At 45.6% G+C, this 26,020-nt stretch carries 30 protein-coding genes and 2 tRNA genes; 18 read left to right on the forward strand and 14 right to left on the reverse strand.

The annotated features are described in order from the left end of the window. Positions 1–47 precede the first annotated feature (47 nt). From petA to AOC32_RS00655, 10 genes are all read left to right on the forward strand, one after another. Entirely contained in the window at positions 48–650 is a 603-nt protein-coding gene (gene petA / locus AOC32_RS00615) for a ubiquinol-cytochrome c reductase iron-sulfur subunit (protein WP_108507647.1), read from the forward strand. A gap of 42 nt (positions 651–692) precedes the next feature. Then, positions 693–2,093, forward strand: a complete 1,401-nt coding sequence (locus tag AOC32_RS00620; RefSeq protein WP_108507648.1) for a cytochrome b — start codon at positions 693–695, stop codon at positions 2,091–2,093. A gap of 52 nt (positions 2,094–2,145) precedes the next feature. After that, positions 2,146–2,901: a cytochrome c1 gene (locus AOC32_RS00625; RefSeq protein WP_199908532.1), complete on the forward strand. Its 756-nt coding sequence runs from the start codon at positions 2,146–2,148 to the stop codon at positions 2,899–2,901. 48 nt (positions 2,902–2,949) lie between these two features. Continuing rightward, positions 2,950–3,561, forward strand: a complete 612-nt coding sequence (locus tag AOC32_RS00630; protein ID WP_108507650.1) for a glutathione S-transferase N-terminal domain-containing protein — start codon at positions 2,950–2,952, stop codon at positions 3,559–3,561. A 35-nt stretch (positions 3,562–3,596) separates the two neighbouring features. Then, complete coding sequence (locus AOC32_RS00635) at positions 3,597–4,004, forward strand: ClpXP protease specificity-enhancing factor (RefSeq protein ID WP_108507651.1); 408 nt, start codon at positions 3,597–3,599, stop codon at positions 4,002–4,004. Between the two features lie 32 nt (positions 4,005–4,036). Continuing rightward, positions 4,037–4,102 (forward strand) — tRNA-Thr (locus AOC32_RS09715). 176 nt (positions 4,103–4,278) lie between these two features. Beyond that, positions 4,279–5,385, forward strand: coding sequence for a tyrosine-type recombinase/integrase (locus tag AOC32_RS00640; protein WP_108507652.1), 1,107 nt, complete (start codon positions 4,279–4,281; stop codon positions 5,383–5,385). Between the two features lie 105 nt (positions 5,386–5,490). Beyond that, the gene (locus tag AOC32_RS00645; RefSeq protein WP_108507653.1) at positions 5,491–5,760 is read left to right on the forward strand and encodes a type II toxin-antitoxin system RelB/DinJ family antitoxin; all 270 of its coding nucleotides are present in this window, start codon (positions 5,491–5,493) and stop codon (positions 5,758–5,760) included. Positions 5,761–5,773: 13 nt separating this feature from the next. Continuing rightward, positions 5,774–6,049, forward strand: a complete 276-nt coding sequence (locus AOC32_RS09915) for a type II toxin-antitoxin system RelE/ParE family toxin (RefSeq protein WP_108507654.1) — start codon at positions 5,774–5,776, stop codon at positions 6,047–6,049. Between the two features lie 326 nt (positions 6,050–6,375). Then, positions 6,376–6,942: a tyrosine-type recombinase/integrase gene (locus AOC32_RS00655; RefSeq protein WP_108507655.1), complete on the forward strand. Its 567-nt coding sequence runs from the start codon at positions 6,376–6,378 to the stop codon at positions 6,940–6,942. 17 nt (positions 6,943–6,959) lie between these two features. Here the strand turns inward: AOC32_RS00655 and AOC32_RS00660 are convergent, their stop codons facing one another. After that, positions 6,960–7,889: a hypothetical protein gene (locus AOC32_RS00660; protein ID WP_108507656.1), complete on the reverse strand. Its 930-nt coding sequence runs from the start codon at positions 7,887–7,889 to the stop codon at positions 6,960–6,962. A gap of 139 nt (positions 7,890–8,028) precedes the next feature. Here AOC32_RS00660 and AOC32_RS00665 point away from each other — a divergent pair, with 139 nt between their 5' ends. After that, the gene (locus AOC32_RS00665; RefSeq protein ID WP_108507657.1) at positions 8,029–8,997 is read left to right on the forward strand and encodes a hypothetical protein; all 969 of its coding nucleotides are present in this window, start codon (positions 8,029–8,031) and stop codon (positions 8,995–8,997) included. A 57-nt stretch (positions 8,998–9,054) separates the two neighbouring features. Here AOC32_RS00665 and AOC32_RS00670 read toward each other — a convergent pair whose 3' ends face one another. Continuing rightward, a complete protein-coding gene (locus AOC32_RS00670; RefSeq protein WP_108507658.1) occupies positions 9,055–9,504 on the reverse strand; it encodes a hypothetical protein in 450 nt (149 codons plus the stop codon). Positions 9,505–9,843: 339 nt separating this feature from the next. Between AOC32_RS00670 and AOC32_RS00675 the strand changes: the two genes are divergently transcribed. Both AOC32_RS00675 and AOC32_RS00680 read left to right on the forward strand, forming a co-directional pair. Beyond that, a complete protein-coding gene (locus AOC32_RS00675) occupies positions 9,844–10,284 on the forward strand; it encodes a DUF6641 family protein (protein ID WP_108507659.1) in 441 nt (146 codons plus the stop codon). 41 nt (positions 10,285–10,325) lie between these two features. Beyond that, positions 10,326–10,487 carry a hypothetical protein gene (locus AOC32_RS00680; protein ID WP_159074870.1) on the forward strand — a complete coding sequence of 54 codons (162 nt, stop codon included), beginning with the start codon at positions 10,326–10,328 and terminating at the stop codon, positions 10,485–10,487. Between the two features lie 79 nt (positions 10,488–10,566). On the opposite strand, the gene AOC32_RS00685 is transcribed toward AOC32_RS00680, so the two are convergent. Together AOC32_RS00685 and AOC32_RS00690 are read right to left on the reverse strand one after the other, a co-directional pair. Continuing rightward, a complete protein-coding gene (locus AOC32_RS00685; RefSeq protein WP_108507661.1) occupies positions 10,567–11,808 on the reverse strand; it encodes a porin in 1,242 nt (413 codons plus the stop codon). Between the two features lie 94 nt (positions 11,809–11,902). Then, positions 11,903–13,123, reverse strand: coding sequence for a tyrosine-type recombinase/integrase (locus AOC32_RS00690; RefSeq protein ID WP_159074871.1), 1,221 nt, complete (start codon positions 13,121–13,123; stop codon positions 11,903–11,905). Positions 13,124–13,305: 182 nt separating this feature from the next. Here AOC32_RS00690 and AOC32_RS00695 point away from each other — a divergent pair. Beyond that, positions 13,306–13,381, forward strand: a tRNA-Thr gene (locus tag AOC32_RS00695). A 21-nt stretch (positions 13,382–13,402) separates the two neighbouring features. On the opposite strand, the gene AOC32_RS00700 is transcribed toward AOC32_RS00695, so the two are convergent. After that, positions 13,403–14,719 carry an MFS transporter gene (locus AOC32_RS00700; RefSeq protein WP_108507663.1) on the reverse strand — a complete coding sequence of 439 codons (1,317 nt, stop codon included), beginning with the start codon at positions 14,717–14,719 and terminating at the stop codon, positions 13,403–13,405. Positions 14,720–14,879: 160 nt separating this feature from the next. On the opposite strand from AOC32_RS00700, the gene AOC32_RS00705 reads away from it, so the two are divergent. Then, on the forward strand, positions 14,880–15,461 hold the full coding sequence (locus AOC32_RS00705) for a phasin family protein (protein WP_108507664.1): 582 nt from the start codon (positions 14,880–14,882) through the stop codon (positions 15,459–15,461). 49 nt (positions 15,462–15,510) lie between these two features. On the opposite strand, the gene rmuC is transcribed toward AOC32_RS00705, so the two are convergent. The 5 genes from rmuC to hemA form a co-directional block, all read right to left on the reverse strand. Next, a complete protein-coding gene (gene rmuC / locus AOC32_RS00710; protein ID WP_108507665.1) occupies positions 15,511–16,779 on the reverse strand; it encodes a DNA recombination protein RmuC in 1,269 nt (422 codons plus the stop codon). 59 nt (positions 16,780–16,838) lie between these two features. Continuing rightward, entirely contained in the window at positions 16,839–17,150 is a 312-nt protein-coding gene (gene grxD, locus AOC32_RS00715; protein ID WP_108507666.1) for a Grx4 family monothiol glutaredoxin, read from the reverse strand. 86 nt (positions 17,151–17,236) lie between these two features. After that, the gene (gene prmC / locus AOC32_RS00720; RefSeq protein WP_108507667.1) at positions 17,237–18,112 is read right to left on the reverse strand and encodes a peptide chain release factor N(5)-glutamine methyltransferase; all 876 of its coding nucleotides are present in this window, start codon (positions 18,110–18,112) and stop codon (positions 17,237–17,239) included. 8 nt (positions 18,113–18,120) lie between these two features. Continuing rightward, positions 18,121–19,200 (reverse strand): peptide chain release factor 1, encoded by a 1,080-nt coding sequence (gene prfA, locus AOC32_RS00725; protein ID WP_108507668.1) that lies wholly within the window; start codon positions 19,198–19,200, stop codon positions 18,121–18,123. Beyond that, positions 19,201–20,532 carry a glutamyl-tRNA reductase gene (gene hemA, locus AOC32_RS00730; protein WP_108507669.1) on the reverse strand — a complete coding sequence of 444 codons (1,332 nt, stop codon included), beginning with the start codon at positions 20,530–20,532 and terminating at the stop codon, positions 19,201–19,203. A gap of 43 nt (positions 20,533–20,575) precedes the next feature. On the opposite strand from hemA, the gene AOC32_RS00735 reads away from it, so the two are divergent. The 3 genes from AOC32_RS00735 (at position 20,576) to AOC32_RS00745 (ending at position 21,489) form a co-directional block, all read left to right on the forward strand. Further along, positions 20,576–20,854 carry a hypothetical protein gene (locus AOC32_RS00735; protein WP_108507670.1) on the forward strand — a complete coding sequence of 93 codons (279 nt, stop codon included), beginning with the start codon at positions 20,576–20,578 and terminating at the stop codon, positions 20,852–20,854. 75 nt (positions 20,855–20,929) lie between these two features. Beyond that, positions 20,930–21,169, forward strand: a complete 240-nt coding sequence (locus AOC32_RS00740) for a ribbon-helix-helix domain-containing protein (RefSeq protein ID WP_108507671.1) — start codon at positions 20,930–20,932, stop codon at positions 21,167–21,169. Beyond that, complete coding sequence (locus AOC32_RS00745; RefSeq protein ID WP_108507672.1) at positions 21,166–21,489, forward strand: type II toxin-antitoxin system RelE/ParE family toxin; 324 nt, start codon at positions 21,166–21,168, stop codon at positions 21,487–21,489. Before AOC32_RS00740 ends, AOC32_RS00745 begins: the two co-directional genes overlap by 4 nt. A gap of 9 nt (positions 21,490–21,498) precedes the next feature. On the opposite strand, the gene AOC32_RS00750 is transcribed toward AOC32_RS00745, so the two are convergent. Genes AOC32_RS00750 through AOC32_RS00765 form a run of 4 tightly spaced genes read right to left on the reverse strand, consistent with a single transcriptional unit; the run spans position 21,499 to position 25,996 of the window. Then, positions 21,499–22,215 (reverse strand): uracil-DNA glycosylase, encoded by a 717-nt coding sequence (locus tag AOC32_RS00750; RefSeq protein ID WP_108507673.1) that lies wholly within the window; start codon positions 22,213–22,215, stop codon positions 21,499–21,501. A gap of 15 nt (positions 22,216–22,230) precedes the next feature. After that, entirely contained in the window at positions 22,231–24,039 is a 1,809-nt protein-coding gene (locus tag AOC32_RS00755; RefSeq protein WP_108507674.1) for a M61 family metallopeptidase, read from the reverse strand. A gap of 3 nt (positions 24,040–24,042) precedes the next feature. Next, positions 24,043–24,759, reverse strand: coding sequence for a DsbC family protein (locus AOC32_RS00760; RefSeq protein WP_108507675.1), 717 nt, complete (start codon positions 24,757–24,759; stop codon positions 24,043–24,045). Continuing rightward, positions 24,752–25,996, reverse strand: coding sequence for an FAD-dependent monooxygenase (locus tag AOC32_RS00765; RefSeq protein ID WP_108509270.1), 1,245 nt, complete (start codon positions 25,994–25,996; stop codon positions 24,752–24,754). Before AOC32_RS00765 ends, AOC32_RS00760 begins: the two co-directional genes overlap by 8 nt. Positions 25,997–26,020: the final 24 nt, after the last annotated feature.

The following is a 26,020-nucleotide window of genomic DNA, read 5'->3' on the forward strand; positions in this document are numbered from 1 at the left end:
ACCCTTTAGAACCCCTTATTTGACTTAGGCACAAGGATAGATCGTACATGAGTGATACCCCAAAAATGGATAAAGACCGCCGTACTTGGCTGATTGCTACGACTGCTGTTGGTGGTTGCGGAGCCGCTGCTGTTGCATACCCATTTCTAGATAGTTTCCAACCATCCGAGCGTGCTAAGGCTGCTGGTGCCCCGGTTGAGGTCGATATCTCCGGCATGAAGCCCGATGAGATTCGGACGGTTGAGTGGCGCGGAAAGCCAGTTTGGGTCTTGCGCCGCACCCCAGAGCAAGTGGCTGAACTTCCTAAATTAGATGGCGAGCTGGCCGATCCCAAATCCTTGCGTGATCCCGCAGCTTTAACACCTACTTATGCTCGCAATGACCACCGCTCGATTAAGCCTGAGTATTTTGTGGCAGTTGGTATTTGTTCACATTTAGGTTGCTCACCAACTGCAAAGTTACAAGCAGGCCCACAACCATCCTTGCCAAACGATTGGCCAGGCGGTTTCTTGTGCCCTTGCCATGGCTCTACCTTTGATTTGGCTGGCCGCGTCTATAAGAACAAGCCGGCTCCGGACAACTTAGAAGTGCCTCCCCACATGTATTTGAGCGACACCAAGATTTTGATTGGTGAGGACAAGAAGTCGTAATTTGTTTATTTAATTATTAGTTACTGATTTAGGAAACTAACTATGGCATTCCAAGAAATTAAAGTCCCAGAAAACGCCTCTGTTGCTCAAAAAGGCTTGGCATGGGTGGATTCGCGCTTCCCATTGACTAAGCTCTTTAAAGAGCATATGAGCGAGTACTATGCTCCAAAGAACTTTAACTTCTGGTACTTCTTTGGCTCCTTAGCCATTGTGGTGTTGGTGATTCAGATTGTGACCGGTATTTTCCTCGTCATGAACTACAAACCCGATGCCATGAAAGCATTTGATTCGGTTGAGTACATCATGCGCGAGGTTCCCTGGGGTTGGCTGATTCGTTACATGCACTCGACTGGCGCTTCGATGTTCTTCGTAGTGGTCTACCTGCATATGTTCCGTGGCTTGATCTATGGTTCTTATCAAAAACCGCGTGAACTCATTTGGATCTTTGGTTGCACCATTTTCTTATTGCTCATGGCTGAGGCTTTCTTGGGATATCTCTTACCCTGGGGCCAAATGTCCTACTGGGGCGCTCAGGTGATTATTAATCTCTTTGCTGCTATTCCCTTAATTGGTCCAGACTTGGCTTTGTGGCTACGCGGTGATTATGTGGTGGGCGACGCAACTTTGAATCGCTTCTTCTCTTTGCACGTGATCGCTTTGCCATTAGTTCTAGTTGGCTTAGTTGCAGCTCATATCATTGCGCTACATGAAGTGGGCTCTAACAACCCTGACGGCATTGATATTAAGAACAACTTAGATGCCTCTGGTAAGCCAGTGGACGGTATTCCATTTCATCCTTACTACTCAGTGCATGACATTATGGGTCTCGGTGTGTTCCTCATGATCTTCGCCGCCATTGTGTTCTTTGCACCTGAGATGGGTGGTTACTTCTTAGAGGCGAACAATTTCATTCCGGCTGATCCTTTGCAAACGCCTTCGCACATTGCCCCGGTCTGGTATTTCACGCCGTTCTATTCAATGCTGCGTGCCACCACCACACCATTCCTAATTCCTCTGTGGATTCTGTGTGCAGTGATTTTGGGGATGGTCATTAAGAACAACAAAGACATCCGGGTGAAAGCCTTTTGCGTTGGCATTTTGGCTGCTCTTGCGCTTGGTTTTTATGTGTTTGATGCGAAGTTCTGGGGCGTGGTCATCATGGGCGGTACGGTCGTGATCCTGTTCTTCTTGCCTTGGCTTGATAAATCCCCAGTGCGCTCGATTCGTTATCGCCCAGATTTTCATAAATACATTTACGGCATTTTCATTGTGAGTTTTGTGATCTTGGGTTATCTCGGCATCAAGCCGCCTTCACCACTTTTTGAGAAGATCTCGCAGATTTGCACGATCTACTATCTGGCATTCTTCTTTGCCATGCCTTGGTGGAGCAAGATGGGTAAATTTAAGCCCGTGCCCGATCGCGTGACCTTTGAGGCGCACTAATCCATAAGAACAATAGAAGATATTAGGAATCCAGATGAACCATTTTCTTTATATGATCGGTGCGCTTAAGAAGTTTGTTGTAGTGGGCTTAGGTAGCTTCATAGTGAGCACCGCATTTGCAGCTGGCAGCGACTTTCCTCTTGATAGCGCTCCTAACCGTGTAAATAACAATGCCTCTTTGCAAAATGGTGCTAAGATTTTTGTGAACTACTGCTTGGGTTGCCATTCTGCAGTGAACTTACGTTACAACCGTTTGCGTGATATTGGTCTGAGTGATCAGCAGATTAAAGACAACTTGATCTTGGGCGATCAAAAGGTAGGTGATCTGATGACTATCTCGATGACCCCTAAGGATGCCAAGGCATGGTTTGGTAAGGTACCACCTGATCTATCGGTTGAAGCTCGTGCCCGCGGTACCGATTGGCTCTATACCTACTTCCGTACTTATTACAAGGATGAGGAGAGCCCAACGGGCTGGAATAACATGGTCTATCCCAATGTCGGCATGCCCCATGTGCTGTGGGAGCTCCAAGGCGAGCGTATTGCTAAGTTTGAGGATGTAAAAGATCCCAAGAATCCTGGTAAGACTACTAAAGTCTTCAAGGGGTTTGAGCAAACTACTCCAGGATTAATGAAGCCCCAAGAATATGATGATAATATTGCGGACCTCGTTTCATTTATGTCTTGGATGGCTGAGCCTACTCAGTTACAACGTAAGCGGATCGGTGTCGTCGTCCTTCTATTCCTTGCAATCTTTACCTTGCTTGCATGGCGTCTGAACAAGGCGTACTGGAAAGACATTCGCTAAGGATTAACTTAGCGTACTTTGATTATTTGATTTGAAGGATATTTGCTTATGATGGTGTTGTACTCGGGTACGAATTGCCCATTCTCACAACGCTGCCGCCTAGTTCTCTTTGAGAAGGGTATGGATTTTGAGATTCGTGATGTCGATCTCTTCAATAAACCAGAAGATATCTCGGTCATGAATCCCTATGGCCAAGTTCCTATTTTGGTCGAACGTGATCTGATTCTGTATGAGTCCAACATCATTAATGAGTACATTGATGAGCGTTTTCCTCATCCACAGTTAATGCCGCCCGATCCAGTAGCTCGTGCCCGTGCCCGCTTATTTCTGTTTAATTTTGAGAAAGAGCTCTTTGTGCATGTGAGTGCGCTTGAAAACGAAAAGGGCAAGAGTGCTGAGAAGTTGCATGAGAAGGCCCGTATAGCAATTCGGGATCGGTTGACTCAATTGGCACCCGTATTTGTAAAGAACAAGTATATGTTGGGCGATGAGTTCTCGATGTTGGATGTGGCAATTGCTCCTCTGCTGTGGCGCCTAGAGCACTATGGCATTGACCTTTCCAGAAACGCTGCTCCACTCCTGAAATATGCCGAGCGCATTTTCAGTCGTCCTGCTTACATTGAGGCCTTGACCCCTTCGGAAAAGGTCATGCGTCGTTAATCGAAGCATCCCTGTCGCTGGCTTAAAATAGCAATATGGCTAGCGAAACCCCAAGTACCAAACCCTATCTCATCCGTGCACTGCATCAATGGTGTACGGATTTTGGTTTTACACCGTTCTTGGCCGTTTTTGTTGATGAACGAGTCGAAGTGCCCATGGAGTTCGTGAAGAACAACGAGATTGTTCTAAATATCTCTTCAGAGGCTTGCCATCAATTGCATATTGAGAACGATTGGATCAGTTTTCAGGCAAGGTTTGGTGGTGTGCCAAAGAAGGTGTTGGTACCAGTTACACATGTATTAGCAATCTACGCTCGAGAGAATGGGCAGGGCATGTCATTCCCCTTTGATCCAGAAACCAAAGGCCCGGTAGATAAGGGCCTTGGTAACCAAGAAGCCACCAAGACCAAGAGCGAACGCCCAGCTTTGAAGATTGTGAAGTAAGTTAAAATCCAGTTTTAGAAGGTCAATGCCCCATTAGCTCATCTGGTAGAGCAACTGATTTGTAATCAGTAGGTGGTCTGTTCGAGTCGGACATATTTACTAGCCTCCGCATTTGTAATCAATCGATGTAAGCACTGTGTAAGCAAAATAGCTTGCTATTTGCATAATTTATTTTCGAATTAATGCCTAGTCAAGTCTTTATCCAAAAATTATCTTGTCCTCTGACGCTTTGATTTGTTATACACAATAGCTCTTTAACTAGGAGCATTGTTTAATGACAAGCCATATTCGATTTAACCAAATAGCAGCAAATGATTCATGGATTAGGGACGACTCACAATCTATTTTTAATTTTTCTCAAATCAGTCCTGCCACCCAATATCAATTTATAGACCTCATACCAATAATTTTGGCAAAAGAGGAGCAAAAATACCGATTGGGTGAAATCACTTCGCAAACCCTGCGAATGCTTCATAGCAGATTAAACGCCAATCTGGGGCCCTATTTTGGGGATATGAATCTAGGACAAATAAGCAGCAAGGATATCTTGGGCTTTATTGAGCATTTAGATAAACAGTCGATTAAACCCATCACAATCAGACAGTATCTGGGCCTCCTTAAGCGAATTCTGACCTTGGGGGTCCTAGAAGGCTGGATGGAAAATTTGCCCGTATTTCCAAAAGTCAGGGGTAAAAGTATTCCTAGAGCGAGCCTATCCGTTGACCAATATCTGTTGGTGCTACGAACAGCCAAGGCACTCAGTCATCTTAATCTTGCAAATAATCAAATTACTCATCGCAATACTGCTAATAATGTTTATGTTCAAAATGGCCCCATTCCGCAGGAAATGATTAGGCTAATTCGATTTATGACTAATACTTTTTTGCGACCAGTAGATATCAAACTGTTACAACATAAACATATCCAAATAGTTGAAGGAAAGCAGTGCTATTTAAGAATTAACTTGCCTGAGACTAAAAGACATTCGGGGCAAGTAGTTTCATTAAGGGCTGCAGTTAGGCTTTATAAAACAATAAGAGGTGAACAACTAAAAATTGGCCATGGAAATCCAAATGATTTCGTATTCTTTCCAAATGTAGAAAATCGCTCAAAAGCAATTCAAATCATTTCCTATTTGTTTAGCCGTATCGTTAAAGCTGCTCATTTAGAAATTAGCAGTGATGGTCAAAAAAGAACTTTATATTCATTACGTCATACTGCAATCACATTTAGGCTAATTTATGGACATGGGATTGATTTATTGACTTTGGCCAGAAATGCCCGAACTTCCGTAGAGATGATTGAAAAGTTCTACTCTTCAAATCTAAAAGCGGAAATGAATGTTAATTTGCTACAAAGTAAGCGAACCCGTCGCGCTTGAGGTTGCTGTCGTGTTTAACACGACAGTAGCACCATTATAAATGGTCGGTTTGACATTGTTCCAATTTGTAGCTACAATTGCGACACACGATTAAAGGAAAAAGCGATGCTCACCACAGATGTTCGTTGCCGTATTGACGCTAAAGTTAAAGCAGAAGCGACAGAGGTCATTGAAGCTATGGGGCTCAATGTCTCTGACGCTATTCGCCTATTCTTAAAACGAGTGGCAACAGAGGGCACTATTCCATTTGATTTGCGGATACCTAATGCCAAGACCATAGCTGCAATGGAAGAAATAGAAAACCCCAAAAAGCGTGCCAAACTTAAACGTTATAAGTCCGTAGCTGAGATGAATAAGGCCCTAGCCCGTAGCTAAAGGCCGTCTCTTAATGCTTATCCCAATTACTAGTTCGCAGTATGCGAAGGACTTTAAGCGCATTGTTCAAAGTCCGAAATTTAACCATTCCGAATACTTGGTGGTATTGAGTTTGCTCATTGCAGGTAAACCATTGCCAGCCAAATATAGCAATCATCCGCTAAGCGGGCCATACAAAAACTTTTGGGACTGTCATATTACGAACGACTGCGTTCTTATCTACCGCATCATTGACGGGGAGCTTTATTTGGTAAGGATTGGCACGCATTCTGAGGTATTCAAAAAATAACTGTCGTGTTAAAAACGACAGTAGCACCCCTCAAAAACCGTCTACAGTGCATTTTTTGGACTTTCCTATGCGTGAGTACCAAAATTGTATTTAAAGCGTGCTGCGCGCGGATTTAAAGCAATACTCCGTTTTTTTGTCGTCTATCTGCCACAAGGCCTGCTAAATAGTGCTGTAAGAGCTCCAAATCACCAAAGAAAAGTGCGTTTTTATTTGGGGTTTTATAAGTCATTGATTCTTGGAAGGTCTTTATTGGGTTAATTGAGGTCGTCCTTTTGCGAAAAAGAAAACATACTGTAAGCGTATTTTTATTTAGCAAAGGACAAATAATGGCACAAGCAAAAACCCTCACCCAGTCTGAATTAGACCAAGTATTACGCTATATCAGCAATCGCAAGTACGCAGAGCGCAATCGCGCCATGCTCTTAATGGGCTTTTGGGCAGGACTGCGGGTCAAAGAAATTGCCCAACTCAAAATGGGCGATGTATTAAATGACGATGGCACGATTCGTAGCGAAATTCGCCTAAGCGCTCGTCAAACCAAAGGCAATGAAGGTCGCACCATCTTTTTACCAAAGAAACTGCGTGAAGAGCTAGCGGTTTATTTGGCTACCCGTCATGCGACCAGCAAAGAGATACCGCTTTTTCATACATCCTGTCGCTTGGGTTGGACACCCAATGTCTTAACCCAGCACTTTTATTGGCTTTATAAGCGAGCGGGTATCGCAAATGCTTCTAGTCACAGCGGGCGACGAAGCTTTATTACAACGCTTGCGAATAAAGGCATTGGAGTGCGGGTACTAGCGAGCCTTGCAGGCCACAAAAGCATTGCCGTTACCCAACGTTATATTGATGTCAACGACGAGACTAAACGGAACGCAGTGGAACTTATCTAGCGAGCGTTTAGCTCTTATTAGCCATACCAGCTGTACACCACGCGTTTGGCATCTATGACTTTGGTGCCACTCAAGCTTGAGGATAAATCCAAGTCCCACCATTGATTTTCTAGCTCACGGTGGGACTCCATTTGTTTAGTCGTAAACACTTTTTTGGGAGACACTTTTTTAAAGACTGGAAATTGGCCCAGTTCCACGTTATCAATGAGTAAATTAGCACGACTGAGATAGCGGCTCACTGTGGCACGCATGATATTGGTACGGCGATGATTTAATTTAACGTCTTCTGCAATTAATTCATTACTTGGACTAAGGCGCAGTACTTTACCAATACGAAATAAATCGCCTTTGGTGGAATACCTATCTTTAGCCTGACCCAATGCCACAGGTTTGGCAATTAGCTCCCTATGTAAACACCAGACTTCATGCATTTTTTGTAAGGTATGCAAGCGATAGCGAACAGGATTGATGGGGAATTGGGATTTACTAGTCTGCAATTTATTGGTGGGGCGCTCGTCCATATGCTTTTTGAGAATGCGATTTATTTGGCGATTAATGGTTGCTTGACTTAACGACAGCGGAATATCTACTAGTAGGAGCCCGTCGCGCGACTCTCTTAGGTTACTAAAGTCCTCCTCTATTTCAGTGACTTCTGGCAACGCTTCTTGTTCCGCAAAGATTCGGCTGCCCGTATTGGTGTACCACGTATCAAAATCTGAACTAAAGACATCCCCAAATTTGCGGTAAATCCAGCGCATTTTTTCATCCATGACACGGGGATTGTTACGGCTGGTAGAGGTTTGGCATATCAGCCAGTACGTCTTACTTAGACGCAAATACTCCCACCACCACCGTCGCACGCTGACCCTGGCTTTTGCCAGCTCTTCCTCAATGCTGCGAAACCGTAGCTGGCCAATGCCCTTTTGTATGGGGCGATAAGTCTTCATAAGTGTTTGTTTTTCATTGATTAACAGTATATGTATAGATTCTACATTAAGCAGTTAATCAGGATAGTAAGGGGTGTGGAAGCGAAACAACTCACCGCAACCGCATTTTGATAAACCGTCATTTACGAAAGGTAAAAAAATGGCAAACGCAAACGCAAACGTAGTAGTAAACACCCTTAACCCTTCTATTAACTTGGCTGCACTTAATGTGCCTGCCGCTGTGGTCGTGCCAAACACGACAGTAGCAGTATCCACAGCATCTGTAGAAGTCCTCAAGTCACTAGAAACTGCTCGTGTCAGTTGGGAGACATACGAGTTAGCAGCATCCAACAAACGCCTGTATTCCATCTTGCAGGACTCTTATCAGTATTACTTGGTCATGAAGCGAGACGCTGACGAAGTTGTACGCAAAGAGAAGTTGGACGCGATGGAATCTTTCATTGCTGAACGTGGCTATACATTTACACCTAGCACTCATGACATGACCCGTGTCATCAAGTGTGTATTTGGAGTAGACCGTCGTCGCGTATCAGCGTATTCCATTGCTTTACGTGAGGCCTTGCGTCAAGACGTAGCCCCTGCAGACTTGATGGAGTTTTTGGAGCAAAACGGGGGTGTAGAGCAAATTCGTCTAGGTGGCACAAAGCCCTTGTCCGTGACTAAGCGAGCAGAGCTTGGCAAAGCTTCGGTTGGTAGTGCTTCACTTGGGACTATTCAGTTTGACTCTGCTGTCTTTAAAGCAGAAGAGGATTGGGTAGACAAGCAAGTTGTGCTGGTAGCAACGTGTCTCACTAATGGTCAATTGGAAGTGAAAGCCGTTATTCGTCACGATGGAGCAGTTAATGCGGCTTTGGCAGCGCATTATTCATTGACTCAAGCCAAAGTGCGTCAGGCTGAGAGTGCCATCAAAAAGTCAATTGCTAATGCTGAAGCAGAAGCAAAACGCAAAGCACGTGCAGATAGCGCACAAGCCAAAGAATTGATTAAGGCTCTCAAAGTGCCTAAGAAAAAGCTCACGAAGGAAGAGCGTGAAGCCTTGGCCTTGCAACTGCAAAAAGACATTGAGGAGCGACAAGCTACTATTGACCGTCTTTTTGAATACGCTTAAGTAAAAGCACTTTAGTATCACCTACCACTGTCGTGTCAGACACGACAGTGGTTTTTTTCACCAAGTAGCAAGCTCACTATTAGTGGCCAGCAATTCAGCAATATTTTTTCCACTAACAGCCCTGCAAGGCTTGGCAGTTAATCGCCAGCTCTCTTCTATGCCAAATTCGCTGTCTACAACGCACAAAATCAAATGATTGGTACCAAGCTGCAAGGCACTAAACCCATACACAGGGGTCTTGGTTTTGGTCGCTGGGTCATAGCGTAAAACCCAGCTGACTAGCGAGTCTTCATCAACCAATTCACGAACTTGATGAACAATTTCTAGTTGATGGCTTTTGGCTAAAAATTCCCAATGCTCAAAGCTATAAAAGTCCAATAGGTATTTGACCTTTGGCTCACGAATATCGGCAGCCGCATTAAATAGGGCTTGGTGACGCACCCCTTTGCCATAGGTGGTGCCGTATTTGGCGTTTTGATAAAGCCGCACTGCTATTTCTTTTTCCATGATTTACCTTTCCTCAATGATTGGAGTGGCTGTAGTTGCGTGAAGTTGCAGATGCCAAAAGAGGTTTCGGGTTTCTAGTTGCGTGTTTCGCAGTCAGAGTTACTCATTTGCCTTAACTAGCTACTCCTTCGTAACTTCTTTATCAACGACTCATTAGCTACTCAATCGCAACTCACTTCGCCACTCGCAGTTATTTATGACTGGCAAAGGAAAACTAATGAAAAATACGGTGTTATTTGGCGATTTCGGCGAAATTGACTCAAATGGCAAAAAGAGGTCGTCCTAAGCGCAATCTCCCCACAAACTACATGTGCCCATTAACCCAATAGGAGAAAGAAGATGAGCACATTAAGTAACTTGAAGTTAGTCGCCGTAAAAAAACCACGCAACATGCCTGCCATTGTGATTCGTAGAAACAAGCTGGCCACAAAGCTATGGGAGCAAATCAATCTGGCGCAAAGTCAGCTAGATGGCAAACCCTTCGTGGTCATGAAATACCGCTCAATCAAAGACAGCGAGACGGGATTGCGCAAGCAAGTAGAAGTGCCCAAGCGCATCAAGCCTTGGTGGTTTCAAAGTGAGGGTGGCAAAGTCTGTGTAGCGGTCAAATACGGCAGCTGGACCATTGAGCTAGCCAAAGGCAAACCCAGCGTGGAAGTGGCCACGGGTGAAGAGCTGGTCAAAGCCTTAACTGCTATCAAAGCTGCCGTAGAAGCAGGCGAGCTAGATGCTCAAATAGAAACTGCCAGTGCCAGTTTGCGCAGCGGATTTCGTAAATGAAGTCTGGGTGTCGTGACCAACACGACACCATAAGTAACTATATGCAAATTTCAGAAGTGACCAAACCCCGCACACCCCAACAACAGCGTGTGGACCAACTAAAGACTCAACTAGATGCTGCACGGCGTGCAGCAAAGACGGCGCGGCTCAATCAACAGCAGGTTAAGTTGAATCAACAACGGCAGAAATTACTTCAAACGTGACAAAGAAAAAACCCACTGTGTTGCCACAGCGGGTTGATTTACTGCAACTAATCGTTAACTAGCTTGCGCTAGTGTCAAATTAGAAAGTGTGACGTACACCAACAGCATAGTTATTGATGTTGTAGCTAGTATTTCTTGCTGTTGCTGGGTTAATGGTACTATTTAAAGCGTTGGACTGTGATGCATTACCGAAAATTGCATACAGGTTTGTACGCTTACTCAACATATAGTTTGAGCCCAACTGATAGCCATTGATTTTGGCAGATGGCAAATCATAACCAGTTTGCTCCCACGAGCCATTACCAACTGATGCAAACACATTAACCGTAGGCGTTAGGTTGCTACGAACACCAATTTGTTGTGCCGTGTAACGGTTGAAATACAAGTTGTTGTTTTCAGCATTAACCTTACGGTTGATGTAGCCAACAAATGCTTGCAAGATACCAAAGTCATACGAACCTGCAACATACACAGTGTTGTCGTTAACGTTAGTACCACGTGTTGCAGCTTGACCTGGGCTGAATTGAGTAAATGTACTTGGCGCTGTAGTTGGTGAAGTACCTGGGGTAACCGTATTTAGAGCGTTTGTAAATGATTGGTAGTTGGCTGTTAAAAACAATTTTTTCCAAGTGTAATTTACACCTAGGCCATAGCCAGAAGTGTTACTTTCTCCACCAGCATTAGCACCAGTTTGAGTAGAGTTATTGTTACTCAGTACTAGCATAGCGTTACCTTGAAAGCCAGCAAAGGTGTCGGATGCAAATGTAATTGCATTGTTTACACGAACCGCATAGCTTTGACCGTTAACCATTCCATAAGAGCCAGCTAATGCAGCCAGGCCGCCACCGGTGCCGCCGCCGATGGAGTAAATCACATCGCCAACCAAGTTGTTTTGCTGACCAGCTGTGGTGCGACCTACAACGTTATGAATAATCGTTTGTTGTGTACCAAGCGCCACTTGACCAATGCCTTTTTGGGCAATACCAACAAATGCCTGACGGTTATTGAAGGAGGACAATTGATCACCTTCTGCAGCTGTCGCTGTTGTGTTATTGGGACGAAGTGTGGTTTCGAATGTGAAGAAAGCTCTCATGCCACCGCCCAAGTCTTCCGTACCGCGGAATCCCAAACGACTGGTTGATTGTGCAGACTGCTGAACGCCTAAGGCAGTTTGCTTAGTAACATCTGTTCCGTTTGCAGTGCGGCTGTTACCACCTGCCATACCCATATCGATGATACCGTATACGGTCACGCTGGACTGGGCTTGAGCAGCACCAGCAAACGCGCCCATTGCGGCGAGTGCTAATAGTGATTTTTTCATTGTTTAAATCTCCATAAACTACAAATGAGGATGATTTTTAAAATGAGAAAAACACCTGTGTCGTGTTAAACACGACACTTGCACTCAGCCCAATTTATTGAATTAGATGGCCTAAATTTGCCTTTCTTAGAATGAATGATTCAATTTCGACGTGCCATTTACGGAGTAAATCAATAGACCTTTGTCGATAATGCTTTTCGGCTAATGCGCTTGGAGCATGCCCCATAATTTGGGCGCTAATACCAACTGGGCAATCAGTCCATTCAGCAAGGGTCCCAAATGACCGTCTGAGACCATGAATAGTCAGATGAGGAAGATTTAATTTTTGAATTGCTAAGTTGTGAGCAATTCTTGGCTCTTTAATGAAACCAGAAGATGATTGTTGGCTACTGAAGACAAATTCATTGAATTTTGGTAAATCGAGAATCAGAGACTCCACATATGGAGTAAGTGGAATAACCCGCAACCCTTTAATTTTGTCTTTTATAAAGATTGTCTTCCAACGAGTATCAATTTCGTCCCATTGCAATCCAGCCAGTTCTCCTCTGCGAGCACCCGTGATGAGTAATACTTGAAGATAGGCACTTATTACTTTGTTATTGATACCCATGACGGCAGTAAACCAAGATTCAAGCTGTTCAACTTGTAGGCAATCAATTTTTATCTTTTGCGGTCTTTTTCCAAAAATTGATTTGTAATTTATTTTTTCAACAATATCGATTTCATACTTTGAATTTGCATTTATCCAATTGACGAATGCCTTGAACATAGATAAAGCTAGTCGAGTTTTCGTTGGACGTTTTGATGCATGTTCTTTAGCCCAGTCATGTATTACTTCGGAATTAAGTTGATCTAGATTTAAATTTAGTAGTGGTCTCAAAAAACCAGCCTCTTTGAATGCTGGCATATTCGGTTTACGACCTTTGGAGATAATTTCACCGCCATTACGAGAGAGGTCCAGATGCTCTTGATAGTAGCGCGGACTCCAACCACTTTTCTTAATATCAATATAGTCAGTCCAAATATCCAATAAGCGAATATTGGCATTTGAATTTTCTAGCCTGGGCTCTCGTGGTAACTGTCCGTTATTACGAGGGTCAATCCCTCGGTCTATTAATACGAGCATTCGTCGAGCTTCTTTTCTGGCCTCTTGCAAAGTCCATCTATTGGCTGAACCAATAGTTAAGCGTAGTGTTTTTCCAAATAATCTTGATTGAATTACAAAGGCTTTTACCCCGTTTTTTGTTACTCGTACGCCGAGATTTGAAACCTTGTGGTCCCAGTAGATTTTTTGTCCATTTGACGGAGCGCTCAATTTGGTGATTTTGAGCAAAGAAAGACCTAATTTCTCAGAACTTTTAGTCCTAATCTGTGTAAGCACTATGTAAGCAAATTGCTCAAAAAAAGTCGGGCAACCAAGAAGCCACCAAGACCAAGAGCGAACGCCCAGCTTTGAAGATTGTGAAGTAAGTTAAAATCCAGTTTTAGAAGGTCAATGCCCCATTAGCTCATCTGGTAGAGCAACTGATTTGTAATCAGTAGGTGGTCTGTTCGAGTCGGACATGGGGCACCAATCACCCTCTTGATCCTATCTTCATTGATTCAGATCCACTTTCCTTGTCTCTGGCAGATACAGTATTGCCAAAGTTGCTGCAATCGCTAGGAAAAGAGTTGGATACCAAAGCCCTGCAAGTTGACTCGCAAACTCTTTATTGAGCCAGGTCACAATCAACGGGAGCAATCCCCCGATCCAGCCGGCTGCTAGGTTGTGTGGCAAAGTTGCTGCGCTATTGCGTGTTCTCGCTGGAAACAGCTCCGCTAGAAGAGCTGTTTGAGGCCCCACAACTAATGAAAGCGGTATTGCCAGTGCAATTAAGGTTGCGCTCATTAGAAAATAATCAGGGGCACTTTGCATTGATAGGCTTTGCAGAAATTGATAGGCAGGCTGAATCAGGATTGTTCCAAGTAATAAGCCGCTAATCACGACTGGACGTCGACCAATTTTGTCGGAGAGCGCTCCCGCAATAATCACCATCGGAAAGAGAACGAGCGTTGCGGTGATAGTGAGGGTATCCACAATTTGCGAACTCATTTGCAAGGCGGATTTCATGAAGATACCGGTATAGACCTGCACACAGAAAAAGAGGACAGATCCGCCCGCTGAGATACAGAAAAACAATAGAAACATTTGTTTACGTGTTTCTTTATCTTTAAAGTTATCGCGCAGTGGCGATTTAGCAAGTTCGCCTTTAGCTAGCATCGCTTTAAAAATCGGCGTTTCTTCAAGGGTCATCCGAACCTTTAGGGCAACCAGAAGAAGAACAATGGAGAACCAGAAGGGCACACGCCAGCCCCATTCTTTGAAACTCTCTGGATCCAAATAGTGATTGAGTAACACCAATTGTAGGATCGAGGCCAGCATACCAAGTGGCCCCATCAGCTGTAAGACACTTGTTTTCAGCCCCCGGTTGGTGCTGCCCGCATGCTCAGTTAAGTAGACGGCACTGCCGCCAATTTCTCCGCCTGCAGATAGGCCTTGAAGAAGTCGCAGAGTTACTAGACAGATGGGTGCCCAAATTCCAATTTGCTCATAGGTGGGTAAAAATCCCACGGCAAAGGTGGCGCCACCCATTAATGTGATTGTGATCAGAAAGACCGGCCGACGCCCAATGCGATCACCGAGAGAGCCAAAGAATGCTGCTCCTAGGGGTCTAACCACCATCCCCGCCCCGAAGGTTGCAAGACTGGCTAAAAGACCCGTGATGGGGTCAGAGCTTGGAAAAAAGAGTGGGGCAAAGGCAACCGCCAAGGTCGCAAAGGTGAGGAAGTCGTACCACTCTAGAAAGGTGCCAAAACAGGCAGCAGTAGCGATTTTGGGGTAAGAATGCTTGGTTTGTGGGGGATTTGGCACAGGAGATTTATTATAAATATTTGATTTAATTGAGTATTTTATTCAATACCTGAGTATTTTGTTGCATTGCACACATATTTATTGCATAGCAGCAAATAATTGGGTATAGTTTCATGGTGCAGTGCAATATTGAACAAATTAACTAATTGGAGAGTACACCATGAATCAAGATCAAGTCGCAGCAAAATTGTCGCAAATCCAGAGTAAAAACCTCGAGACCGTATTTTCATTGAGCGAAGCTGCTCTTGAGAATGCTCAGAAACTCGTTGAACTGAACTACGACGCTTCTAAAGCTGCGTTGTCAAATGCTCAAGAGAACATTCAGCAAGTATTAAGTGCAAAAGATCCCAAGCAAGTGACCGAACTTTTGCAAGCCGATACTTTGCAAGACGTTGGTAACCAAGCTATTGCTCATCAGCGCAAAGTAACTAAAGTATTGCGTGAGAGCGGTAAAGAGTTTGCTGATGTCGTGGAAGCTAGCATTGAGCAAGCTCAAGCTGGTATGCAAGACTGGGTAAACACCTTGGCTGCAAATGCACCTGCTGGTTCGGATGTGTTTGTATCTGCATTCAAAACCTCGATGAACTCAGTGATGCAAGGTATTGAGCAGTTCCGTGAAGCTAGCAAAGATGCATTGTCAACCGTTGAGAAATCGGCTGATCAAGCATTTGAAGCATTCCAAGGCCAATTGGCCCAAGTGAAAAAAGCCGCTGCTCCTGCAAAGGCTCGTAAAGCTGCTTAATTAGCAATTCGTTGTTCATGAAGACCCGCTCCGAGGAGCGGGTTTTTATTTATGCAGACTCATCGTCTTGTGTGAGTAAATTACTTGCAATCACTTTATTGGGTTTCACACCCAATTCTTTGACTTTCTCAGCAGCTTTAATTAGATTGCCTTTACCCGTCTTGAGTTTATTGAAGGCATCGTGATAGCTCGATTGCGCTTGGTCTAGGCGCTTGCCGATTTGTTCAAGATCTTCTACAAAGCCCACGAACTTGTCATAGAGGTTGGCGCATTGACGAGCGATCTCCATGGCATTTTTATTCTGTTGATCCTGCCTCCACAAGTGGGCGACAGTCCGTAAAGTGGCCATTAGGGTGCTGGGGCATACCAAGACAATGTTTTTACTGAGTGCCTCTTGATAAAGATTGGGGGCAGACTTGAGGGCACTTAAGAAGGCTGGCTCAATGGGAATAAACATCAATACAAAATCCACACTGGCGATATCCGCAATCCCGGCATAGTTTTTACCAGATAGACCTTGAATGTGTTGCCGAATCGATTGAATGTGGGCGAGAAGTTCTTTATCGGCTTCATCGGTACTGGCTGCCTCAGTATGTCTGGCATAGGCTGTGATGGATACTTTGCTATCGATTACGAGGTGGCGACCTTCAGGTAACTTAATAATGACATCGGGTTGTAAGCGACTACCATCCGCCTGAGTATGGCTATCTTGAACCAGATACTCCTCGCCCTTACGTAAGCCCGAGGACTCCAGGATGGATTCTAGAACCAGTTCCCCCCAGTTTCCTTGGATTTTGGAGTCGCCCTTTAGCGCATTGGTAAGCGATCGTGCTTCATCCGACATCTTGAGATTGAGATTGGCTAGACGTTCAATCTCGTGCTTAAGTGCAAAGCGTTCCCTGGATTCTTTTTCGTAGGAGTTGCTCACTTGTTCCTTGAACTCAGTGAGCTTGGTTTGCAAGGGCTTTAGCAAAGTATCGAGCTGCTGGGCATTTTGCTCTGCGAACTTCTTGGTTTTATCTTCCAAAATCTCATTGGCGAGATTCTTAAACTGGTTGGTGAGCGCCTCCTTGGCCTCGTTTAATGAATCAATCCGATGTTGAACTTGCTTACGCTCTGAATCCAACTCAGCCTCTAGGCGAATGGCGCGTTGCAGCGCTTGATCACGCTCAACCCTAATTTGCTCTAACTGGGTGGTTAACTCAGCAATAGCGCCTTGTTGTTGATTCTGATTGGATCGAAGAACGGCAACATACATTCCAAGCCCGATGGCAATGCCAAGGGCAACAATGGTAATCAGGGCAGGAAGGTCTGTCATGGGCTTAGTCTACTGCAGACCAAGCCCACCGAGTGAGCTTTTGAGGAGGGGGCTTGCGATCAAAGACCGAGGAGTTTTTTGAGTTCGCCGCTTTGGTACATCTCGGTCATGATGTCTGAGCCACCAATGAACTCGCCATTGACATAAAGCTGCGGGATAGTTGGCCAGTTTGCATACTCTTTAATACCTTGGCGAATGGCTTCATCATCAAAGACATTGACGGTATGTAAGGTCTCTAGGCCACAGGCACGTAAGATATTTACGGCATTACCCGAGAAGCCGCATTGTGGGAACTGTGCGGTACCCTTCATAAACAGGACCACGGGATGGCTGGTCACAATTTCTTTGATCTTGGCTTGGGTATCACTCATGGTGATGAAATCCTTTCATAAACGAACTGGGTTTTGCTTTGATTCTTACTTGATCACTATTTTATGACCGATTAAAAAGTAGGGTCTTATTTTCTGGCCCGCGTGACTCGTAAATGCCCGGCTAGATCAGCAATGGCGCCAATGTCATGAAAGCTATGGTTTTCTAGGAGCGTAGCAACTTCAGCTGCCTGATCATAGCTATGCTCGATGGCAATCAGGCCACCAGGTTTTAAGTAATGATGGGCGTGATTAACAATCTCCCGAATGCACGACAGGCCATCGCCATCATCGGTGAGGGCTGCTTTGGGCTCAAAGCGTAGATCGCCCTCTTGCAAATGGGGGTCGTCCTTTTGAATGTAGGGAGGATTGCTGACGATCACATCAAATGCGGTTTGGTATCGATCAGGTATTGCGTCATACCAATTGCTTAGTAAAAACTCGACTAAATGATTAAGTCCCAAAGCTTTGGCATTCTCGCAAGCAAGTTCAATCGCATCACTCGCTTGATCAACCCCTAGAATACCTAAATTAATCGGCGCTTTACTGATGGAGCATTCATGGGCAACCGCTAGGGCAATCGCTCCAGAGCCCGTCCCCAAATCCAGAATCTGAATCGTTTGATTGGGATAGTCCGAATGAATACGCTGTATTTCTTCTAGTGCAAGATCCACCAAGAGCTCGGTCTCTGGGCGGGGGATTAATACCGTTTCGTTGACCTTGAGTTCAATTCCATGAAAAGCTTTCACTCCTGTGAGGTAAGCCACGGGCACCCCAGATATACGCTGGGCTTCTAGGGATTTCCAGGCGATGAGAAGTTCATCAGGGAGCGGTTCTTGATCTCTAGAAATCAGAGCCGAGCGGGGCCACCCTAGATGTTTGTTAAGCAAATGCGCCAGTAGCACCTTGGCATCGGTTTTATTGAGTCTTGTGCCCTCAAGGAGAGCGGCAATCGTGTTGGCCATGATGCGGATTACGCATCGCCCATGGCGGCTAAGAGTTCAGCTTGATGTTCTGCTGCCAGAGCATTTAATAAATCGCCAATATCGCCGTCCATCATGGCATCAATTTTGTAGAGGGTGAGATTAATGCGATGATCGGTAATTCGGCCTTGGGGGAAGTTATAAGTGCGGATACGGTCACTGCGATCGCCGCTACCCACTAAGGATTTACGGGTTTGGGCTTGTTCTTGCTGCTGAGCGTGTCGCTGGGCATCCATGATGCGTGAGACCAGGACTTTCATGGCTTGATCTTTATTGCGATGTTGGCTGCGATCGTCTTGGCACTCCACCACTATTCCGGTAGGAAGATGAGTGATCCGTACTGCGGAATCTGTTTTATTGATATGTTGTCCACCAGCGCCCGATGCCCGAAAGGTGTCGATGCGGATCTCGGCTGGATTAATTTTGACGCTCTCAATTTCATCTACCTCGGGCATTACCGCAACCGTACAGGCCGACGTATGAATCCGTCCCTGAGTCTCGGTTTGTGGGACGCGCTGTACCCGATGGCCACCAGACTCAAACTTCATCTTCGCGTATACGTCATTGCCAGCTAACCGAACAATGACCTCTTTATAGCCCCCAAGATCCGATTCGGCTTGACTGACTATCTCAGTTTTCCAGCCCTGACGCTCGGCAAAACGGGAATACATGCGCAGTAAATCAGCTGCAAATAAGGCACTTTCGTCGCCACCAGTGCCCGCTCGGATCTCTAAGAAGATATTGCGCCCATCGTCTTCATCCTTGGGCAGCAAAAGGGTTTGCAAGCTTTTCTCAAGCTCGGCCATGCGTGCTTGTGCATCTTTTTCCTCTTCGTCGGCAAAGTCCTTCATTTCAGGGTCAAGGCGCATTTCGCTGGCAGCTTTTGCATCCGCCTCAGCTTTTTTGTAAAGCCCAAACTGTTCCACCACCGTTGAAATATCAGCATGCTCACGCGTGAGTTTGCGATAGACATCCATATCCTTTGCGGAGTCTTCTTGCATCAAAATGGTATTGAGTTCAGCCAAACGGGCATCCAGATGCTCCAGCTTGGTACGCATGCTGGATTTCATCTAATGGCTATCGGTCGGATTATTTTTATCGCTGGAGTGGGTGGCAAATAACTTGGGAAGTAATTTCAGTAGAGCGTCACGCTCCGAACCGCTGGCGTGCTGCAAGGCATGTAATGAGCCATGTAAGAACTTATTAGTAAGACCCTGGGCCATGGCATTGAGTACATCTTGTGGGTCCTCACCGCGAACTAAGCGTTTCAGTGCGCGTTCTAGCTCAATTTGTCGCAGGCGATCACCTTGCAATTGGAGATCTTGGATTAAAGGTACGGCATTACGACCTTGTAACCAGTGCATGAAATTACTCACACGCTCTTCAATGATGATCTCGGCTTGGCTTACTGCGGCTTGACGTAAATTGGCACCGGCTTGGGCCATGGTGCCTAGGTCATCCACCGTGTAGAGATACACATCGTTTAAGCGAGCAATCTCGGGTTCAAAGTCACGCGGCACTGCCAGATCAATCATCACCATGGGCTTGCGACGCCTGAGCTTTAGGGCACTTTCCACCATCCCCAAGCCAATAATGGGTAGCGGGCTAGCGGTAGACGAGACAATAATGTCAAACTCATGTAGGCGTGTTGGCAGGTCATTGAGACGAAAGGACTCCGCTTCGATGTTTTGGGCTGAGATCGAGTCCGCCAGTTCTTGTCCACGCTCTACGGTACGATTTGCAATCGCTGCACCGCGGGGTTTGCGAGCGACGAAGTGGGTGGCGCAGAGGGTGATCATTTCACCGGCACCGATAAACAGAATTTTCTGTTCGCCAATCGATGCAAAGATGCGCTCGGCTAAGCGAACCGATGCGGCAGCCATTGAAATGGAATGTGCGCCAATTTCGGTTGAACCACGTACCTCTTTAGCAACCGAGAAGGTTTTCTGAAAGAGTTGATTGAGATAGGTTCCTAGTGCGCCAGCCTCATTAGCAGTGCGAACCGCATCCTTCATTTGGCCTAGGATTTGGGTCTCACCAATCACCATCGAATCTAAGCCACAAGCCACTCGAAACGCATGACGTACTGCGTCTGATTGGGGTAGTGTGTAGATATGAGGTTGTAAAACGCTGGGGGCCAAATTTTGGCTTTTGGCTAACCAATCAAACGTTGCCTCATGAAACTCACCCTCGGAGGCAGGATCATTAGCGGCGCAGTAGAGTTCGGTGCGATTGCAGGTCGAAAGAATGGTTGCCTCAGGCATGCCGCCACGATTAACGCCACCCAAATGGGAGCGTAGGTCGGATAATGCGTCAAGCAGACCCTCGGGATCAAAAGCCACTTTTTCCCGAACGGCAACTGGCGCTGTGTGATGGTTAATGCCCAAAGTCAACAGCTTCATATTGATAATTATAGGTTTCTTGGGGCTAATAGGGGCGTTTTGAATGGGGTTTTTGGCTTATTTACTACTCGGAAGCCTGATGGGCTGGGCTGCTGCCCATTATTTTCCTGGGTTTTCCCCTAGAAATAAGGGCGCTAAACGAGCCAAGCGAACCAAGGCTACTTACCTCTGGAGTATGGCGTTTGGGATTCTTGGGACTGCTTTTGCAAGCTACGGAGGTCAGGCTGCGGGACTATTCACGGCTGGGCAAATGCTTGAGTGGGGTAGTGCGATTGTGGGGGGATTTTTGTTCAGTTTAATGTATTTATTATTCAAAAAATGATAAAAATTTCATATAGAATAAAGGGTATTTAAGACTTTTATTGACAAAACTTGCCAAAAATTTAAAATGAAGACAATGACAACAATGAATATTTCCCTACCTAACTCAATGAAAATATTTGTTGATCAGCAGGTTAGTAGTCGAGGGTATGGAACAAGTAGTGAGTACTTGAGAGAACTTATTCGCAAGGAGCAAGAAAGAAACGTCTTAAGAGAATTGCTGCTTGCAGGGGCCTCATCGAAACCGGTTCAAGAGATTAATTCTGGATATTTTGATGGGTTAAGAAAAAAAGCAAAGAAATTAGCTTCTAGTTGATCTCAAAAAAATTAATACTTCTAGATTTTGCGAATAGAGATGCTGACAAGATTATCAAAGACACTGTCTGCGATTATGGCCTGGCTGCCTCATTGAAATTAATTGATGAACTTGAAAAATCTTTAAGACGAATAGGCCGTTATCCAAAATTAGGCTCCTTAAGAATTGGTCAGGAAATTAGTTTTGATAACTTAAGGTCGTATGCACTCAAAAAAGCGCCATATATTATTTTTTATTTAGAACATGAAGAATACATTGGTGTGATACGAATACTTCACCAAAAACAAGATATTCCCTTTTGGCTTGAGAATTTGGGCTGAGCGGTAAAGCTAAACCCAATCGATCGTCTCCATATTTATAGAAGTTAAATACGCATTAGCCTTCGTAAAGTGCCCACAACTTTTTTGGTCACCTGGGTAGATAAATGGTTGTTGTGTTTTGTAGACTCCAAGGCCTGAGGGGTGGGAAGATTTCAGGATGAGGTGTTGATCGGGATTATGAATATATTCTTCCATGGATTGCGCATGGCCACCCCAAAGCATCCAAACAAGATTGGGTTGTTGAGAGAGTTTTTGAATGATCTCAATCACAAGAGATTTCCATCCCAATTGCGCATGCGAGTTCGCTTCACCTAGTCGAACGGAGAGGGCAGTGTTTAATAACAATACCCCTTGATTAGCCCAGTGAGTTAAATCGCCACTCTTGAGGGATCCAAACCGTTCAAGGGCTAATGCTTTATTGATATTGCGTAATGAGCTCGGAAACTGTTTGGACTGCAGTGGAATATCCTTGGGGACTGAAAATGCTAAGCCTTGCGCCAGCCCTGGAGAGTGATAGGGATCTTGTCCCAAAATGACAACCTTTACTTGATTGACCGGTGTGAGATGCAAAGCATTGAAGATCCGCTCTCGATCCGGTCGAATCGCATCGCCGTGTTGTTGATACTCTTTAGCAAACGTTTCAGATAGGGATTGCCAATCACTTGATTGCAGATAGTTATTGAGTAGGAATTGCCAATCATCAGGTATGAACTGCCTTAGATCCATGCTAATGGAGCAAGACTATTTCTTAGATTGTTTGAGCTCATATTGAGCTGGACAGTCGAGCTTTAAGGTAGTGCTAGCTTGATGCTCTTTATCTTGTCGGAAGTAATGGAAGGTGATTTTCTTGCTGTTCACAAGACTCCCAAGTACCTGATCCATTCTCGTGCTGGTGATTCGTTGCTGATTGATGCTGCCAATCAGATCGTTTGGGGCTAGCCCTGCTTGTTGGGCAATGCCACCATCAAGCACATGCGTTACCTTGATCCAGCCGCTACTATCGGTATAGCGCATCCCAAGCGCTAGTTTGATGGATTCAGTAAAGTTCGCTTGTTTTTGAGCGACCTCGACATTAGCAATCTGGGGTAACCAAATCTGCAAAGGAAGATCCTGTGTGCCATCAATGTAATCGCGCTTAAAGCGCTGCCAGATTTTGCTAAACCCAATCCCAATCGTTGAACTGATGGCTAGGTCTAGCGCATATTGATTGATCCCGATTGCAGTTTTGCCATGCTCTTTCCATAAAAAGCGCATGACATCATCTAGCGATTGCCGATTGTTTGAGTATTGCCGAATTTGTAGGTCGAGACCTAAAGCAATGAGCGACCCCTTGGCGTAGTAACTCACCACCGCATTGGGGGTGTTCTCATCCATCTGGTAGTACTTGGTCCAAGCATCAAAGGAGCTATCCGCTACGCTTTGCTTGGTTCTGCCAGGATTGCGCAGCACCCCATTCCAATTGTTGGCCACTAGCTCCAAGTAGCGCTCCATGGTGATGCACCCACTACGTACTAGTTGGAGATCGTCGTAGTAACTGGTAAATCCTTCAAAGAGCCACAACAGTCGGGTGTGATTGCGTTCATTTAAGCGATAGGGTTGAAAGGCCTTCGCCTGAATTCGTTTGACGAGCCAGGCATGGAAATACTCATGACTACAAAGTCCTAAAAACTCTTCATACGATTTTTTTGGTCTTTCAGTACTGTGATCACCGTAGGGTAGTTGATCGCGTTTACACAGGAGCGCTGTGCTATCGCGATGCTCGAGTCCACCATAGCCATCGAGAGCTGCATTGACGATAAATAGATATTGCTTAAATGGGGCTTTGGGTTTGCGTGGCTCAAATAAGCGAATCGTGGCATCACAGATTCGTTGGAGATCATTAGCAAGCTGTTTTTTATCGAGCAGTTGCGATTGCTCACTCGTTAGTCCTTGAATGACCATGCGGTGAGGGGTGCCAAAGGATTGCCACTCAATCGTCTCGAACTGTCCGAGTGCGACCGGATGATCAATCAAATCCGCATAATCTTTGGCCATATAAAAGCCAAAACCGCTGGCATCGGTTTTGACCTGACGTAATGTGGTTTGTACTTGCCATGGCTTAGCCTGATCGTGTGGTGGGGCAATAGCCAGTGAAGAGGGTAAATGGGCCTGACCTTCGATGGCAAGACAGAGACTGGTGGGATTAAAGAAGCCACGTTCTTGATCCAAATAAGCCGTACGTACCGATTGATCAAAGGCATATACCGTAGTGACAATCTCGCAAGACCCAGTTCCTTTGGGAATACGCCAGCGATCATTATCGAGACGCTCCAAGGTAATTTTTTTCTTTGCTTCGGTCTGATTTCTGGGAAGAGTAAACGCGGCGATGGACTCAATATGCTTACTAAAGTCTCGAATTAAATAACTACCCGGAATCCATGCGGGCATATGCACAACTTGCCCTTGCGGATTTGGATGGTGAATCACGAGCGAAACAGTAAAGCGATGACCATGTAGATCATCAGGCCATACGGTGTACTGAACTGCAAGTGTGGAATCCAAAGCCATCATGAATTATTTCAAAGAAGCGAGCTTTTTCTCGATATCGGAGAGCTGCACGGCTCCTGGGAAGCGACTGCCATCGGTAAAGAAAATGGTGGGTGTGCCATTGATTCCATAGGTCTTGGCAATCGCCATATTCTTATCAATTGGATTGGCGCAATCCGATTTGCCGCTGGGGGTGATGTTGCTCAGCATCCAATCGTTCCAGGCTTTTTGTTGATCGGAAGCGCACCAAATTTGTTTTGATTTGAGCGCCGAGTCCGCTGAGAGAATTGGAATTAGGTAGTTGTAGATGGTCACGTTATCCAGTTGTTGCAGAGTTCGCTCTAGCCGTTTGCAGTAACCACAGTTAGGATCCGAGAACACGGCAATTTGACGGCTACCATTACCGCGTACGATTTTGATTGCGTTAGCCTGGGGAAGCTCTGACCATTTGATTCGGTTGACATCCTCTTGACGCTTGGCGGTTAAGTTGGTGCCCGATGCGAGCTCAATCATCTCCCCCTGAATCAAATACTTGGCATTACTATCGGTATAGAAAATCTCTTGATTGATCTGAACCTCAAATAAGCCTGGAATGGGCGATGGCGTAATGTTACGAACGTTCGCTGAGGTACCTAAGCGTTTTTGTAACTCGGCACGAACTTGTTTTTCTGACATGGCATCGACCGAACCCAAAAAGCCGACCAAGACGATCGCCAGACCTAAATGCTGAATCAATTTACCCATGCAACTGTTCTCCTAGTGCGCGCTCAATCAGTTGGCGCTTCATGATGTGACTTCGATTAACTATTCCTAAACCCCAATTGCGCAATCCCTTTTCGATGGGGCTTTGTGCTGCAAACAGTTTCTTTAAGCGATCAGTTAGCCATAAAAGTGAAGTGGTGTCTCCTTCACGCTCGCGCTCATAGCGACGCAGCAATATGCGATCATCCACTTCGCGATAAGACTCTTTGTGCCTCATGATATGAAGCAGGCTTGCCACATCCCGTAAGCCCACATTGAGCCCCTGACCAGCTAATGGGTGCATGACGTGTGCCGAATCACCAACCAAGATTAATTTAGGATCGTAGTCTGGGCCAATCAGGCGATGCGCCTTGATGCGTCGCAGAGGAAAGCTTGCTGGCGTAGATTGCAGTTGCAGCTCACCAAGTTGATCATGAACTTCTTGACCAAATTGGTTTGACCATGCCTGGCTATCAAGTTGCAGTAAATGCTTGGCATGCTCATTTTGTGTTGACCACACCATCGAAACCTGTTGCTGAGGTAATGGCAGCATGGCTAAGATGTCGCCATTGGGCAAGAACCATTGATAGGCGGTCTCACGATGGGCAATCGAGCAGGCGAAATTGGCAACTACTGCATGCTGATCATAGGAGTGTTGATCGATTTCAATTCCAACCGACTGGCGTAGAGGGGAGTTCGCACCATCGGCTGCGATCACCAGTTTGGCTTGGATGGTTTGACCATTGCTCAATGAAAGTATGGGTGATGTATTGGGCTCAAACCGAACCTCGTCAACACTGGCCTCGATGCTTTGTAGATTCTTACTGAACCGCATTGCTTGGGTTAGCGTGGCTTCAATCAAATCAGATTCGGCAATCCAGGCAAGTTCCGGTCGACCAGCCTCAAAGGCCGAGAAATGCAGTTGATCATGCTTTTGTCCACGATCGCCATAGATTCGCATATCGCGCACCGCTTGAATGCGAGTCTGGTCTAAGCCATCCCAAACGTTTAGTTCGGATAAAAGATGTTTGGTGCTGGGTGAGAGCGCATAGATTCGTTGCCCGAAAGAAGGCTCAAGAGCAATCGCCTGACGCAAATCGGGAGCAATTTGAATCACCGAGTAGCCTAGTTGCGCCATGGCAAGTGCGCTTGCCTTACCCACAATGCCGCCCCCAACGACCGCAAAGTCGTATTGGGTATTGGTGTGCTGGGCAGAATTGGAGGTGCTTTGGGAACGCATACCAAGATGATAGCGAATCAAGCG

It is taken from the genome of Polynucleobacter acidiphobus, from assembly GCF_003065385.1.
GTDB classification, from domain to species: domain Bacteria; phylum Pseudomonadota; class Gammaproteobacteria; order Burkholderiales; family Burkholderiaceae; genus Polynucleobacter; species Polynucleobacter acidiphobus.

What these genes read in the sequence shown, in the direction of transcription:
- petA (WP_108507647.1), top strand. Translation starts at nt 48, where the DNA reads ATGAGTGATACCCCAAAAATGGATAAAGACCGCCGTACTTGGCTGATT.
- AOC32_RS00620 (WP_108507648.1), top strand. Translation starts at nt 693, where the DNA reads ATGGCATTCCAAGAAATTAAAGTCCCAGAAAACGCCTCTGTTGCTCAA.
- AOC32_RS00625 (WP_199908532.1), top strand. Translation starts at nt 2,146, where the DNA reads ATGATCGGTGCGCTTAAGAAGTTTGTTGTAGTGGGCTTAGGTAGCTTC.
- AOC32_RS00630 (WP_108507650.1), top strand. Translation starts at nt 2,950, where the DNA reads ATGATGGTGTTGTACTCGGGTACGAATTGCCCATTCTCACAACGCTGC.
- AOC32_RS00635 (WP_108507651.1), top strand. Translation starts at nt 3,597, where the DNA reads ATGGCTAGCGAAACCCCAAGTACCAAACCCTATCTCATCCGTGCACTG.
- AOC32_RS00640 (WP_108507652.1), top strand. Translation starts at nt 4,279, where the DNA reads ATGACAAGCCATATTCGATTTAACCAAATAGCAGCAAATGATTCATGG.
- AOC32_RS00645 (WP_108507653.1), top strand. Translation starts at nt 5,491, where the DNA reads ATGCTCACCACAGATGTTCGTTGCCGTATTGACGCTAAAGTTAAAGCA.
- AOC32_RS09915 (WP_108507654.1), top strand. Translation starts at nt 5,774, where the DNA reads ATGCTTATCCCAATTACTAGTTCGCAGTATGCGAAGGACTTTAAGCGC.
- AOC32_RS00655 (WP_108507655.1), top strand. Translation starts at nt 6,376, where the DNA reads ATGGCACAAGCAAAAACCCTCACCCAGTCTGAATTAGACCAAGTATTA.
- AOC32_RS00660 (WP_108507656.1), bottom strand. Translation starts at nt 7,889, where the DNA reads ATGAAGACTTATCGCCCCATACAAAAGGGCATTGGCCAGCTACGGTTT.
- AOC32_RS00665 (WP_108507657.1), top strand. Translation starts at nt 8,029, where the DNA reads ATGGCAAACGCAAACGCAAACGTAGTAGTAAACACCCTTAACCCTTCT.
- AOC32_RS00670 (WP_108507658.1), bottom strand. Translation starts at nt 9,504, where the DNA reads ATGGAAAAAGAAATAGCAGTGCGGCTTTATCAAAACGCCAAATACGGC.
- AOC32_RS00675 (WP_108507659.1), top strand. Translation starts at nt 9,844, where the DNA reads ATGAGCACATTAAGTAACTTGAAGTTAGTCGCCGTAAAAAAACCACGC.
- AOC32_RS00680 (WP_159074870.1), top strand. Translation starts at nt 10,326, where the DNA reads ATGCAAATTTCAGAAGTGACCAAACCCCGCACACCCCAACAACAGCGT.
- AOC32_RS00685 (WP_108507661.1), bottom strand. Translation starts at nt 11,808, where the DNA reads ATGAAAAAATCACTATTAGCACTCGCCGCAATGGGCGCGTTTGCTGGT.
- AOC32_RS00705 (WP_108507664.1), top strand. Translation starts at nt 14,880, where the DNA reads ATGAATCAAGATCAAGTCGCAGCAAAATTGTCGCAAATCCAGAGTAAA.
- rmuC (WP_108507665.1), bottom strand. Translation starts at nt 16,779, where the DNA reads ATGACAGACCTTCCTGCCCTGATTACCATTGTTGCCCTTGGCATTGCC.
- grxD (WP_108507666.1), bottom strand. Translation starts at nt 17,150, where the DNA reads ATGAGTGATACCCAAGCCAAGATCAAAGAAATTGTGACCAGCCATCCC.
- prmC (WP_108507667.1), bottom strand. Translation starts at nt 18,112, where the DNA reads ATGGCCAACACGATTGCCGCTCTCCTTGAGGGCACAAGACTCAATAAA.
- prfA (WP_108507668.1), bottom strand. Translation starts at nt 19,200, where the DNA reads ATGAAATCCAGCATGCGTACCAAGCTGGAGCATCTGGATGCCCGTTTG.
- hemA (WP_108507669.1), bottom strand. Translation starts at nt 20,532, where the DNA reads ATGAAGCTGTTGACTTTGGGCATTAACCATCACACAGCGCCAGTTGCC.
- AOC32_RS00735 (WP_108507670.1), top strand. Translation starts at nt 20,576, where the DNA reads ATGGGGTTTTTGGCTTATTTACTACTCGGAAGCCTGATGGGCTGGGCT.
- AOC32_RS00740 (WP_108507671.1), top strand. Translation starts at nt 20,930, where the DNA reads ATGACAACAATGAATATTTCCCTACCTAACTCAATGAAAATATTTGTT.
- AOC32_RS00750 (WP_108507673.1), bottom strand. Translation starts at nt 22,215, where the DNA reads ATGGATCTAAGGCAGTTCATACCTGATGATTGGCAATTCCTACTCAAT.
- AOC32_RS00755 (WP_108507674.1), bottom strand. Translation starts at nt 24,039, where the DNA reads ATGATGGCTTTGGATTCCACACTTGCAGTTCAGTACACCGTATGGCCT.
- AOC32_RS00760 (WP_108507675.1), bottom strand. Translation starts at nt 24,759, where the DNA reads ATGGGTAAATTGATTCAGCATTTAGGTCTGGCGATCGTCTTGGTCGGC.
- AOC32_RS00765 (WP_108509270.1), bottom strand. Translation starts at nt 25,996, where the DNA reads ATGCGTTCCCAAAGCACCTCCAATTCTGCCCAGCACACCAATACCCAA.